The 12805-nt window shown below is 66.2% G+C and carries 9 protein-coding genes and 1 CRISPR repeat array; of the genes, 7 read left to right on the top strand and 2 right to left on the bottom strand.

The features are described 5' to 3' along the window. Positions 1-277: 277 nt before the first annotated feature. Positions 278-1366, top strand: coding sequence for a hypothetical protein (locus ABZ382_RS29220; RefSeq protein ID WP_357095402.1), 1089 nt, complete (start codon positions 278-280; stop codon positions 1364-1366). A gap of 40 nt (positions 1367-1406) precedes the next feature. Beyond that, positions 1407-1861: direct repeats of the CRISPR family, unit length 28 nt; unit sequence GTCGGCCCCGCGCCAGCGGGGATGGTCC. A gap of 212 nt (positions 1862-2073) precedes the next feature. On the opposite strand, the gene ABZ382_RS29215 is transcribed toward ABZ382_RS29220, so the two are convergent. After that, positions 2074-2649 (bottom strand): flavin reductase family protein, encoded by a 576-nt coding sequence (locus ABZ382_RS29215; RefSeq protein WP_357095399.1) that lies wholly within the window; start codon positions 2647-2649, stop codon positions 2074-2076. A 950-nt stretch (positions 2650-3599) separates the two neighbouring features. On the opposite strand from ABZ382_RS29215, the gene ABZ382_RS29210 reads away from it, so the two are divergent. The 6 genes from ABZ382_RS29210 (at position 3600) to ABZ382_RS29185 (ending at position 12057) form a co-directional block, all read left to right on the top strand. Further along, the gene (locus ABZ382_RS29210; protein WP_357095397.1) at positions 3600-4019 is read left to right on the top strand and encodes a CRISPR-associated endonuclease Cas3''; all 420 of its coding nucleotides are present in this window, start codon (positions 3600-3602) and stop codon (positions 4017-4019) included. A gap of 5 nt (positions 4020-4024) precedes the next feature. After that, on the top strand, positions 4025-4936 hold the full coding sequence (locus tag ABZ382_RS29205) for an HD domain-containing protein (protein ID WP_357095395.1): 912 nt from the start codon (positions 4025-4027) through the stop codon (positions 4934-4936). Between the two features lie 365 nt (positions 4937-5301). Further along, positions 5302-7233, top strand: a complete 1932-nt coding sequence (locus tag ABZ382_RS29200) for a WD40 repeat domain-containing protein (protein ID WP_357095393.1) — start codon at positions 5302-5304, stop codon at positions 7231-7233. A 294-nt stretch (positions 7234-7527) separates the two neighbouring features. Beyond that, entirely contained in the window at positions 7528-8397 is an 870-nt protein-coding gene (locus ABZ382_RS29195) for a hypothetical protein (protein ID WP_357095390.1), read from the top strand. Beyond that, on the top strand, positions 8387-8749 hold the full coding sequence (locus tag ABZ382_RS29190) for a caspase family protein (RefSeq protein ID WP_357095387.1): 363 nt from the start codon (positions 8387-8389) through the stop codon (positions 8747-8749). Before ABZ382_RS29195 ends, ABZ382_RS29190 begins: the two co-directional genes overlap by 11 nt. A gap of 8 nt (positions 8750-8757) precedes the next feature. Further along, positions 8758-12057, top strand: coding sequence for a WD40 repeat domain-containing protein (locus tag ABZ382_RS29185; protein WP_357095385.1), 3300 nt, complete (start codon positions 8758-8760; stop codon positions 12055-12057). A gap of 463 nt (positions 12058-12520) precedes the next feature. On the opposite strand, the gene ABZ382_RS29180 is transcribed toward ABZ382_RS29185, so the two are convergent. Next, positions 12521-12700, bottom strand: a complete 180-nt coding sequence (locus ABZ382_RS29180; protein WP_357095382.1) for a hypothetical protein — start codon at positions 12698-12700, stop codon at positions 12521-12523. Between the last annotated feature and the right edge of the window lie 105 nt (positions 12701-12805).

Below are 12805 nucleotides of genomic sequence, written 5' to 3'. Positions count from 1 at the left end.
TGAGGGCAGCGGCACGCAGCGGCAGATGCTCGACGGTGTCAGGGGGCGGTGAGGCGCGGCAGTGGATGTCCGACAACGCTATTCGGCGGAGCTGCGCAAGCTTCGTGAGAATGCCCGATCGCTCACGGTGCAACAGATCGCAGAAGCCGCCAACGAGATACTGGAAGCGGTAGAGCACAGGCGCCGGACCGGACACCGAATCCGTCACGGGTCCCGAGCTACGCCCTGGCCCAACGAAACCCGCAAACCGATCACTCGCACCGCGGTGAACGGTTGGTTGAACGAGGGCAAGGTTCCCGAAACCTGGGACCAACTCTGGGCGGTCGTACGAGTGATGGCACAGCAGACCACCAACATCGACGACCTACGCACCCTGGAACAGCGATGGCGCCGCTACCGTGCCGAAGCGCTCAACACCCCTACCCAGCTCGGCACTGCGGAAGTCCTGCCCGCCCGGGTGGTGGTGGGGAAGATCCCCGATGAGCCGCCTTGCTTCATCGTGAGGCCACAGCTTCAGCAACTACGCGAAGAGCTCACACGATCGCGTATCGCCGTAGTCGTCACCGGGATGCGCGGTGCTGGCAAAACACAACTGGCTGCCGCTCACGCACGCGAAATCCTCAGCAGTGACGCCGAACTTGTGGGGTGGGTCAACGCGGAGAGCGCCGAGACTCTGTATGCTGGCCTCGCGGAGATCGCCATCCGGATGGGGATCGCTGAGCCGAATGCGGATGCGGTGGAGATGGCCCATCGCCTACGCGGCCACCTATCAGGCCGGACATCAAACGGTCTCTTGATCCTGGACAACGCAACCAATCCAGACCTGGTGCAGACCCTGATTCCCACACACGGCACCCATGTCGTGATCACCAGCACCGACCGGGCCTTCACCCGATTCGGCGCTGCCGTAGATGCTCAGCAGGGTTTCACCCGCCAAGAATCACTGGAGTACCTCGGGAACGTCACGAGGCTGAATCCCGAAACTGGCGCCGATCAATTGGCGCAGGAGCTCGGCGATTTGCCACTAGCCTTGGCCGCCGAAGCCGCCACGATCGTGACCCGACATCTGAGCTACGCCTCCTACCTCATTCTCCTTCGAGGGCCAAAGTCGAGATCCAGTCTTGGGTCCACCAGCCCGTCGGCAGGTGCGGTCACCTCGTCGTTGTCCTGCAACTCTTTTCGATTCGGTAGTGTTGTGAGCCATTCGAATTGGCACGGAGCCGGTCTTGATCGCGGCAATGCGGGTGCCATGTGTGTCGATTGTGGTGCCGTGGTTGGATGCGGAGGGCCCGGATCTGGTGGTACGGCATCCTTTGCGGGTTGTGGTGGTCGCGCCTTGGATGCCCGGTCGTATCCAAGTGAATGAAAACGTGGCTCTATGCTCGAAGATCAGCAGGTCAACAAGTGTCGGCCCCGCGCCAGCGGGGATGGTCCTCCGCGATCGGCGGATTCTCGGGAACCACCTTGGTCGGCCCCGCGCCAGCGGGGATGGTCCTACATCGACGACTTCTACTACCGCAGCACCAACGTCGGCCCCGCGCCAGCGGGGATGGTCCTCTTCGCGATCACGCCGGCCACCTCCACGCCCGGTCGGCCCCGCGCCAGCGGGGATGGTCCTGAGGCTATGCACCGACTCTCCCCCCACTTGATGTCGGCCCCGCGCCAGCGGGGATGGTCCCCGGTCGAGTTGGTGGTGATGACGGTTTCGCCCGTCGGCCCCGCGCCAGCGGGGATGGTCCGCGGTTGCTGATCTCCACGAACGCCGCAGGGTCGTCGGCCCCGCGCCAGCGGGGATGGTCCCAGCCAGTCGGTCAGGTCGTCTGCCCCGGTATCGTCGGCCCCGCGCCAGTGGGGATGGTCCGCCGGACAGGGCAGTGTCGAACCGCGGCGACGTCGACGGGTGCTCGAGCTACTCGCCCGCCGATGCTCGGCGGCGTCGCCGGGATGTACTGAACAGGGGCGGCGGCCGAGGTCGTGACAGCGCGGCTGCGGCAACTCGCCGATGCGGTCCGCGTGGTCGACAACGAGGAACTCGACGATCGGTTCTGATCCTTGTGACCGAGCACGGCTTGGTCAGAAGTACGGCACCGAGGTGAATTCGTTTGCCGTGGAGGTGAACTGGCTTCCAGTCTGCTGCATCACCGGGTGTGGGGTACCGCGTGGGGTGCCATCAGGGTCCAGGTAGTCGGGGTTGAACCACACGCGTTCGGTCTGCCCGATCACGATGCCGTGGTCGCCACCCAAATCGAGCCGCGCGATCACGCGGCAGCTCATCCATCCGATTCCGGCAGGGAGGACAGGGCCATAGTCGGAAGCTTGGTGGTCGAGTGTCAGACCGCTGGCCGCGAGCTTCTCGCTGGGGTTGGCGGTGGGGAATCGGGAGTAGCGGGCACCGAGCTTCCACACGGCTTCGAGCTGGTCGATCACCGGGACGGAAACGGTGAATCCCGGTGCGGTTTGGAGAGTTTCGTAGGTTGTCCACTGCTTGTACACCGCGAGCGCGACCTGCTGGGGCTGGGTGGATACCGAGGTCAGGTTCGAGACCGGGATCAGGTTTGGTGTCTTGTCCTCGCTGATGGTTCCGATCAGGTACGCGATGCGTGGTGCGAGCAGCCGGTGGGCGCGTTCGATCGCGTTGTCACTGCCCATGGAGTTCCTTCCTCGGGGTGAACGTGCGCACGGCCTCATCCAGGGTACGTCTGGCCGGTGTGACGGCCCAAAGCCGAGATCCAATGCCAGGTTGACCATCACGCCGGCGGTAGCAGTCACCATCGACTTGCCGTCGGCAGTGCGGTCAACTTGGCGTTGCTGCCCTGCAACTCTATGCATCTCGGCAGTGTTGTGAGACACCCGAATTGGCGGATGGGACGTGTCGCGATGGCGGCAATGCGGATGCTTGGCGTATCGATACTGTTGCTGTGTGTGGGCACGGAAGTTCGGAATTGGCGGTGTAGCAGGCATCGGTGGCCGGAGCTTAGTTGCACGGTCGGATCGATCCAAGTAAATGAAAACGTGACTCCGTGCTGGAAGATCAGCAGGTCAACAAGTGTCGGCCCCGCGCCAGCGGGGATGGTCCGCTGGAAGTCGCCGACGGACGCCCATGGTTGATGTCGGCCCCGCGCCAGCGGGGATGATCCCGGCGACTTGCCGTGTCCACGAGGGCGGCCGAGGTCGGCCCCGCACCAGTGGGGATGGTCCTGCGACTGAGATGAGGGTGTGTTCGAAGTCGGCGTCGTCCCCGCGCCAGCGGGGATGGTCCTAGAGGCACCGCATGACGGGCACCACCCTGACCGTCGGCCCCGCGCAAGCGGGGATGGTCCGAACCTCGACATTGAAGCCTCGGACCGCGCAACGCGTCGGCCCCCCAAGTGCCGGGGATGGGTCTTTGGCCTGCAAATTGGCAGATACAGCCCGACTGTCAGCCCCTGAACTTGCGGGACGGTCCGGCCGCAACCTCATGAGCGCCGCCGCTGAGACCGTTGACCACGCAAACAGGGGTTACCTGATCTACCCAAACGAATGCGTAGTGTCTGGCGAGTCCGACTGCTGCGCCCTGGATTTTTGGGTTTGTGTCGGTGGGTGGCCCTATGGTGTCGGCCATGGCGGCTGGAGACGTATCCGGGTGGGGTTGCTGGGCGTATTTGCCTGAGCAGCAGAGGGTTTGGCTATCGGTGTTGTGGGGCAAGTCGGCTGGTCGTGCGGGCGGTACGCCGAGCTTGTTGCTGTCGCACATGTTGGACACTGCGGCTGTTGCAGGGTTGATCTGGGACGAGTATCTGGCCGAGTCTGTTCGGTTGCAGATTTCCGACCTCGCGGGCGATGTCGTGGTTGGACGTCGATTGTTTGTGTGGCTGTGTGGTGTTCATGATTTGGGCAAGGCGGTTCCTGCGTTTCAGTCTGTGGATGCCGAGGGTGCAGCCGCGGTCAGAGCAGTCGGGCTGTTGTGGGATGAAGCTGTGGTCAAAGTCCATCGCTGGCGGCATGAACATGCTGGCGCGAAGGTACTCGACGAAATCTGAAACAGGTGGGATGGTCTGCTGCACAGCGTGGTTGGGTGTGGCCACTGGTGGCGGGACACCACGGCAGGTTCCCGTCCTTCGGCGATCTGCGGCCTAAGGCACGGACCGAGTCGAGGCTGCGCGGAAGTGGCGATTGGCCCGCAGCGCGTCTGGCTTTGCTCGAGGCGTTTACGAAGGCTGTGGGGTACGAGGATCTCCAATCGGTCGAACCGAAGACATCGCCGTCCCGCGCATTGCAGTTGCAGCTCAGCGGATTCGTCGTGATGGCCGACTGGATCGCCAGCGACGAGGATCACTTTCCGGGACTGGACCAGCTGGGTGGGGTCAGCGTGGAAGCAGCGCGCAACAGAGCAGGAGCCGCATGGGAGAAGCTTGGGCTGACCCGCGGTTGGGGGCGAATCGTTCAGCCTTCTGCGGCTGATTTCAGTGTGCGGTTCGGCGTCGAGCCACGGCATTCGCAGCGGCTGGCGATCGAATGTGCGGCCGGGATGGCGCGGCCGGGATTGATGATTGTGGAAGCGCCAATGGGGGAGGGGAAGACGAAAACGGCGTTGCTGTGCGCGGAGGTGTTGTCCGCGCGGTTCGGGTTCGACGGAGTGTTCGTGGGTATGCCGACTCAGGCCACGAGTGACCCGATGTTCACTGCTGTGCGCGCTTGGGTGGCGAAAATTGACGGCGATCTTGCTGGTCGGGTCGCGTTGCTGCACGGCAAGCGTCAGTTCAACAAGGAATGGCAGGGCCTGGTCGAGGACCGACGTGAGGCTGATACAGGATTCGCGGCTGTCGGTGAGGATGAGTTCGGGCTCGAAGATCTGTATGGGAGTGTGGATTTCGACCCTTGCTCTTGTGTCGGCCCCGAGCGCGGGTCGGCCCCGCACCAGCGGGGATGGTCCGAACGTGCCCTTGGTGTGGAGTAGCTCCTCGTCGGCCCCTCCATGCGGGTATGGTCCGGTGTACGACTGGACCGGCAAGAACCTCGGCCGGTCGGCCCCGCGCATGCGGGAATGGCCCGACGATCGGGCGCATCGAGACCGGCCAGTCGTCGTCGGCCCCGCACATGCGGGGATGGTCCGCGCCTGCGGGAACAGGCAGGCATTACCCGCAAGTCGGCCCCGCATTTGCGGGGATAATCCTGTTCCCTAGACCTCGCGCAGGATGCGGTGGTCGTCGGACTCGAATATTGGAGGCAGGGTCGGCCGCAACCCGGCGAGCACCGCCGCCGAGATCATCGGCCACGCATCTAGGGGCTACCTGATCTGCCCAAACGAATGCGTGGCGTCTGGTGACTTGGTCTGCTGTGCGCTGGGTCTTCCGGGTTTGTGTCGGTGGGCGGCTCTGGCGCATCCGGTGGGCCACCGGCGCTCTTGCCCATATCGCACACCGCAGCACCTTCACCGGTCACACAAATGGGGTTGTAGCGGTGGCGTGTACTCAGCTCGACGGCCAGCCGGTCGCCGTAACCGGAAGCACCGATGGCACGGTCCGGGTATGGGACCTCGACACTGGTGCTGAGCGGGCCGTGCTCACCGGCCACACCTGGTGGGTGAACGCGGTGGCATGTTCCGAGCTTGACGGGCGGCCGGTCGCCGTCACCGCCGGCTATGAGGCGGCGGTGCGGGTGTGGGACCTTGACACTGGTACTGAGCGCACCGTGCTCACCAGCCACACCGAGAGCGTTCAGGCAGTGGCATGTACCAAGCTCGACGGGCAGCCGATTGCCGTCACAGGCGGCTTTGACGGCACGGTGCGGGTATGGGACCTCCATACCGGTGCTGAACGGGCCGTCTTCACCGTCGATGTCAACGTCACGGCCGTGACTTGCACCGAGCTCGACGGGCACGCGGTCGCCGTCACCGGCGACGACGAAGCGGTGCGGGTCTGGGACCTCCATACCGGTGCAGAGCGGGCCGTCCTCACCGGCCACACCCACACGGTTGCAGCGGTCGCGTGTACTGAGCTCGACGGGCGGCCGGTCGCCGTCACCGCCAGCTACGACGGCACGGTGCGGATCTGGGACCTCGACACCGGTAACGGACGGGCCGTCCTCACCGGCCACACCGGCCACACCCCGTGGATCCACACCGTGGCATGCACAGAACTCGACGGCCAGCCAGTCGCCATCACCGGTGGCACCGACCACACGGTGCGGGTCTGGGACCTCGCTACCGGTACCGAACGGGTCGCCTTCGCCGGCCACACCCACACGGTTGCAGCGGTGGCATGTACAGAACTCGACGGCCAGCCGGTCGCCGTCACCGGTGGCACCGACCGCACGGTGCGGGTCTGGGACCTCAGCACCGCCGCTACTGAACACCACGGCATCCTCGCGGGCCACGCTCAACCGGTCACAGCGGTGGCCTGTACCGAGCTCGACGAGCGGCCGGTCGCTGTCACCGTCAGTTACGACGGCCCGGTGCGGGTCTGGGACCTCGACACCGGTACCGAACGGGCCGTCCTCAACGTCCACGCCGATACGGCGTCGGTGACGTACACGGTGCTCAACGGCCAGCCGGTCGCCGTCACCGCCGACCGCGCGCTGCGTGTATGGGACCTCGACACCGCACACGACAGCATCCTCATCGGCTATACCGAACCAGTCACGGCGGTGGCGTGTACTGAGCTGAACGGACAGCCGGTCGCTGTCACCGCCGGTTCCGACGGCAGGGTGCGGGTGTGGGACCTCGACACCACTGAACTCCACAACACCCTCGAGGGCCACTCCGGACGGGTGGATGCAGTCGCGTGTACCGCGCTCAAGGGACGGCCGGTCGCTGTCACCGGCGGCACCGACGGCACCGTGAGGGTGTGGGACCTCGACACAGGTACCGAACGGGCCGTCCTCACTGGACACACCAAATGGGTCCAAGCGGTCGCTTGTACCGATCTCGACGGCCAGCCGGTTGCTGTCACCGGCGGCACCGACGGCACGGTGCGGGTGTGGGACCTCGGCACCAGTTCCGAATGGGCCGTCCTCACTGGACACACCAACGGGGTCCAAGCGATCGTGTGTACCGATCTCGACGGCCAGCCGGTTGCTGTCACCGGCGGCACCGACGGCACAGTGCGGGTGTGGGACCTGACACGTTTGTCCGCGATCGAAGTGATCGATTGCCCGACGTGGGCACCCGTTGCTGCAAGTTCGGGGGCCGCGATTGTCGTCAGCATCGACAACGACATTGCTGTTCTCGACTTCAGTGCCAACCTGCTCGACTGACTCGTCACTGACAGCCCAAGACGGGCTGATCGCCGTCGACTACGGCCGTTGCCCACCTGACCTGCCGACCTTATCTGATCCGCGCCGTCATTGCGGACCCTGCTTCCGGCTGTTCTTCCCACCGAACCCATTACACCGCCGGCCGGTGTCAGGTCGACTGCGCGGATTCGCGGCGCGACGGGGGGTGGTCAGGTTAGATTCCTTGTGCCGCTGTGCTGTTCACCTCGCGGGTCGGTGCCGAAGCGGATCGTTTCCCGCAGGATAGGGCTGCGGTGAGAGAGCTGGGGGTGCTTGGTGGCACGGGTGGTGTGTGTGCACGGGATCGGGCAGCAGGTTTCGGGCAGTGAGGTGATGTTGAATGCGTGGTTGCCAGCGCTCAATAGCGGTCTGGCATTGGTCGGCACGGACCGCCTGGCCGACACCGATGTTTCGACGGGGTTCTACGGTGACTTATTCCGCCCGCCCGGACAGATGTTGTCCGGCCCGGAGCCGTGGTACGACGCCGACGATGTCGAGTCCGGCTTCGAGCAGGACCTGCTCACCTCATGGTGGGAAGCGGTCGCGGCAACCGACCCTGCTGTGGAGGTCCCCGACGATCAGAGCTTGAGCCGGACGCCGGTGTCGGTGCAACGCATGCTCGAAACGCTGGCTGATTCCCGGTTCTTCGCCGGGATCGCGCTGCGCGCGGCGGTCGGCGATCTCAAACAGGTCCGTCGCTATCTCACCGAGCCGGATTTGCGGGAGCAGATCCGCGGCCGGGTCCACGCGCAGATCACCGATGACACGCGTGTGGTGGTCGCGCATTCTCTCGGTTCGGTCGTGGCTTACGAAACCTTGTGTGCCACACCGGGACACTCGGTGCGGGCGTTGATCACGATCGGGTCGCCGTTGGGGATCCCGAACCTGATCTTCGACCGCCTTGATCCCGCTCCGGTCGAGGGGGTCGGGGTCTGGCCGGGGGGAGAGGAGCTGGTGTGGACGAACATCGCCGATGCCGGGGATGTGGTGGCGCTGGTCAAGCAACTCGCTCCGTTGTTCGGCGGCGGTTCGCGACAGGTGGGGGATGCAGTGGTGGACAACGGGGCTCAGGCGCATTCAGCGGTGCCGTACTTGACCGAGAAGCTGACCGGGCAGGCTATCGCGGACGGTTTGCGTGACCGGTGACGACGCAGATCAGGGGCCGCGCCGGTTCCTGATCGCTGTCGCGGTGGCCGAGCACACCATCGCGGGATCAGCGTGGGATCGACCCGCGTTGCGCCAAGCGCGTGAAGAACTGGTGCGGTTGTTCACGCGCCGGTTCGGCTACCGTGTGGTCGATTCGGTCGGGTTGAACCCGACCGCCGAGCAGCTGCGCGACGGCTTGGATCGTTTCTGCCGTGATCCCGACAGGCGTTCTGATGACATCGTGGCCGTGTATTTCACCGGTCACGGTGAACGCCTCGACGGGCTCGACCGGCCCGGGAATGGGAAGAACACGCCGAGCGACGCGACGTCGAATACCGTACCCGGCTGCTGATCCGAGCGATGGGCAACCGCGACGGCAAGGGCTGGTGGTTCTGCGGACGCCACGCCGCGCTGACCGACATCACGACCTGGCTGTCCCGTCCCGACCCGGCCCGGCCGCTGCTGGCGGTCACCGGCGACCCCGGCTCAGGCAAGACCGCGGTCCTCGGGCTGATCGCCAGCCTGGCCCACCCCGAATACTGGCGCACCGTGCCCACCCGCACCCTGGACCTGCCGCCCGAAGCCATTCCCGCCCCCGGCCTGGTCGATGTGGCGATCTACGCGCAGAACCTCACCGTCGACCAAGTCCGCGACGGCATCGCCGCGGCCGCGCACCTAGCCGTGAACACCGTCGGCGAGCTTGCTCTCGCGTTGCGGGAGCGTGAGGTGGTGTTGACCGTGCTGATCGACGGTCTCGACGAGGCCGCCGACCCTGCCCGGCTCACCCGTGAGCTGTTGCGGCCTTTGCTCACTCACGCCGGGAACGGGATCCGGCTGCTGGTCGGCACCCGCCCTTATCTGCTCGAAGGCCTGGGCCTGGATCGTGAGCGGGCGCTGGATCTGGACGCACCCTGCTACGCCGACCTGGCCGCATTGACCACCTACACCGTGCGCGGCCTGCTCGAAGCCGAGCCCGACAGCATCTACCTGACCTCCGGCTCTCGCACGATCCGTTCGGTCGCCATCGCGGTTGCCGAACAGGCCAACCCGTCGTTCCTGGTCGCTCGCATCGTCGCCGCGACCCTGTCCGCCGACTCCCACCTGCCCGACCCCAACGACCCCGCCTGGCGGGCCGGGCTGCCGGCCCTGCCCAGCCAAGCCATGCACCACGACCTCGAAACCCGCCTCCGCGGGAACGCCGATAAGGCGCGGGAACTGTTGCGGCCGTTGGCATTCGCGCAAGGCCAAGGCCTGCCGTGGGAAGACCTGTGGGCGCCGATCGCCTCCGCGGTGGCCGGAACCACCTACACCGACCTAGACCTGATGTGGCTGCGCCACACCGCCGGCTCCTACGTCGTGGAAGCCACCGAAGCCAACCGCTCGGCCTACCGGCTCTACCATCAAGCCCTCGCCGAATACCTCGCCCGCGACCACGACCCGACCACCGTGCACACCCACTTCGTGCACGTACTGCGCCAGCGGGTGCCCCTCGGCGCCGACGGGAAACCGAACTGGGCCCGCGCCCACCCCTACACCCTGCGGCACCTGGCCACCCACGCCGCCCGCGCCGGGCTGATCGACGACCTGATCACCGACATGAACTACCTCGTCCACGCCGAACCCGACCCACTGCTCGCCGCCCTCGTGCACATCACAACCAGCGAAGCCACGCTCACTCGCGCGATCTACCGCTGCTCGGCCGCTCGTCACCGACACCTCCCACCCGATCGACGCCGCCACGTTCTGGCCATCGACGCAGCGCGCTTCGGGGCTGGTGTCCAACAACACCAACTCGAAAACCCATTACCCTGGCGGATCCGATGGGCCACCGGCGCCCTCACCCACATCGCACACCGCAGCACCCTTACGGGCCACACCGAACCGTTGATGGCGGTTGCCTGCACTAGGCTCGACGGGCGGCCGGTGGCCGTCACCGCCGGCTTCGACCGCGTGGTGCGGGTGTGGGACCTCGGCACCGGCACCGAACGGGCCGTCCTCACCGTCCACACCGATCAGGTCTGGGCGGTGGGGTGTACCGAGGTCGACGGGAGGCCGGTCGCCGTCACCGCCGGCTCCGACCGCTCGGTGCGGGTGTGGGACCTCGGCACCGGCACCGAACGCGTCGTCCTCGTCGGCCACACCGATATCGTTCGGGCGCTGGCCTGTACTGAGGTCGACGGGAGGCCGGTCGCCGTCACCGCCAGCTACGACCGCTCGGTGCGGGTGTGGGACCTCGCCACCGGTACCGAATGGGCCGTCCTCACCGGCCACACTGGTCCCCTCTGGAATGTAGCGTGTACTGAGGTCGACCGGCGGCCGGTCGCCATCACCGTCGGCGAAGACGCTGTGCGGGTCTGGGACCTCGCCACTGGCGCTGAACGCGCGGTCCTCACCGATCGCATCCAGGCGGTGGCATGTACCAAGGTCGACGGGCGGCCGGTCGCCATCACCGCCAGCGAAGACGAAACGCTGCGGATCTGGGACCTCAAGACCGGACGCCACCGCGTCCTTGCCAGCGACATTGGTCAGATCTTTGCGCTGGCGTGTACCGAGGTCGACTGGTTGCCGGTCGCCGTCACCGGCGGCCACGACCGCACAGTGCGGGTGTGGGATCTCTCCACCGGTACCGAACGGGCCGTCCTCACCGGCCACACCGATTGGGTCCAGGCGGTGGCGTGTACAGAGGTCGATGGGCGGCCGGTCGCCGTCACCGCTGGCCACGACTGCATGACGCGGGTCTGGGACCTCAACACCGCACGCCACAGCACTCGCACCGGCCACACCGATCGCATCCGAACGGTGGCGTGTACAGAGGTCGATGGGCGGCCGGTCGCCGTCACCGCCGGCCACGACCGCGTAGTGCGGGTCTGGGACCTCGACACCGGCACCGAACGCTCCATCCCCACCGGCCACACCATTTTTCTTGTCCAAGAGGTGGCATGTACAGAGGTCGACGGGCGGCCGGTCGCCGTCACCGCCAGCGGTGAAGACGCTGCGCAGGTCTGGGACCTCGGCACCGGCACCGAACGGGCCGTCCTCGCCAGCCACGCCGAGTGGGTCTGGTCGGTGGCATGTACCGAGCTCAACGGGCGGCCGGTCGCTGTCACCACCAGCGAAGACGCTGTGGAGGTCTGGGACCTCGGCACCGGCACCGAACTCGTCGTCCTCGCGGGGCACACCGGTCCGGTCCGGGCGGTGGCGTGTACCGAGGTCGATGGGCGGCCGGTCGCTGTCACCGCCGGCCATGACCATACGGTGCGGGTGTGGGACCTCGGCACCGGCACCGAACGCGTCGTCCTCTACACCGGTCAGGTCTTGGCGGTGGCGTGTACCGAGGTTGATGGGCGGCCGGTCGCCGTCACCGTAGGCGAAGACGCTGTGCGGATCTGGGATCTCGGCGCCGGTGCCGAACGGGCCGTGCTCGCCGCGCACACCGGTCAGGTCGGGGCGGTGGCGTGTACCAAGGTCGATGGGCGGCCGGTCGCTATCACCGTAGGCGAAGACGCTGTGCGGGTCTGGGACCTAACAAGTCTGGTTTCGATCGCGGTGATCGATTACTCGGTTCGGGCGCTCGCTGTTGCGAGTTCGGGGGGCGCGATCATCGTCGTCATCGACAACGACATCGCTGTTCTCGATTTCGCTGCCAACCTGTTCAACTGACGGTCGTCCACAGTCCCAGACACAGCGACACCACCAACGACGAGTGCTCAGCAGCCCGAGCCACTCTCTGGCTGCACGGCTGCCTAAAGACACGAAATGTGTTCCCGGCCTTGCGCAGTCGGGCGCGGGTGCAATCAGATCGCACGAGAGGGGTCGTAGAAAGCGAGCGAGAACCGGCTCACCAGGCGGGAGAAGTTCGCCCCCTCGCCCGCGACACCCGATGGGACCCGTCATCGGGATGTCAGTGGTTCGTCACGGGATATCAGCGAATGTCTCCAGTTCTCTCTGACATGCAATGACGAGAGCCACGGACATGCGTGACGAGGCTGCAGGCCATTGCGACTTCCCACCGAAATGTCAGTGGCTGTTCCCGCTTCTATGTCAGTAGGGTCTCACCGTCACCCGGGCGTGGATGTGCCTGAGGTGACGGGACACACTCGCCTGATGCGCCTGCCCCGGCGGGCTATTCCGGTCTCCGAAGCAGTAGGCGCAGCACCTGCAGCGCGGTACGGCGGCGGGCGGGATCGCGGGTGCACAGTGCGGTCGCCGCGGCACCGGCGATCACCGTGCCGAACAGCGCGCCGCCGACACCGATGGCGGACGTACCGGCGTCGAGCAGGGGGTGGAGCACGGTGGTGGACATAGACGGGAATCTCCTGTCGATCGAGGTGGAACCGATGTCGACAGTTGTGTCGGATTGAAGGCGATCCGGCGAGATCCCAGCCCGCTACAGTTGCCGGAAACAGCA

Origin of the sequence: Nocardia sp. NPDC005825, from assembly GCF_040630175.1 — a bacterium.
Classification (GTDB): Bacteria; Actinomycetota; Actinomycetes; order Mycobacteriales; family Mycobacteriaceae; genus Nocardia.
This window is presented reverse-complemented; position numbering and strand designations above follow the sequence as displayed.

What these genes read in the sequence shown, in the direction of transcription:
- ABZ382_RS29215 (WP_357095399.1), bottom strand. Translation starts at nt 2,649, where the DNA reads ATGGGCAGTGACAACGCGATCGAACGCGCCCACCGGCTGCTCGCACCA.
- ABZ382_RS29210 (WP_357095397.1), top strand. Translation starts at nt 3,600, where the DNA reads ATGGCGGCTGGAGACGTATCCGGGTGGGGTTGCTGGGCGTATTTGCCT.
- ABZ382_RS29185 (WP_357095385.1), top strand. Translation starts at nt 8,758, where the DNA reads ATGGGCAACCGCGACGGCAAGGGCTGGTGGTTCTGCGGACGCCACGCC.
- ABZ382_RS29180 (WP_357095382.1), bottom strand. Translation starts at nt 12,700, where the DNA reads ATGTCCACCACCGTGCTCCACCCCCTGCTCGACGCCGGTACGTCCGCC.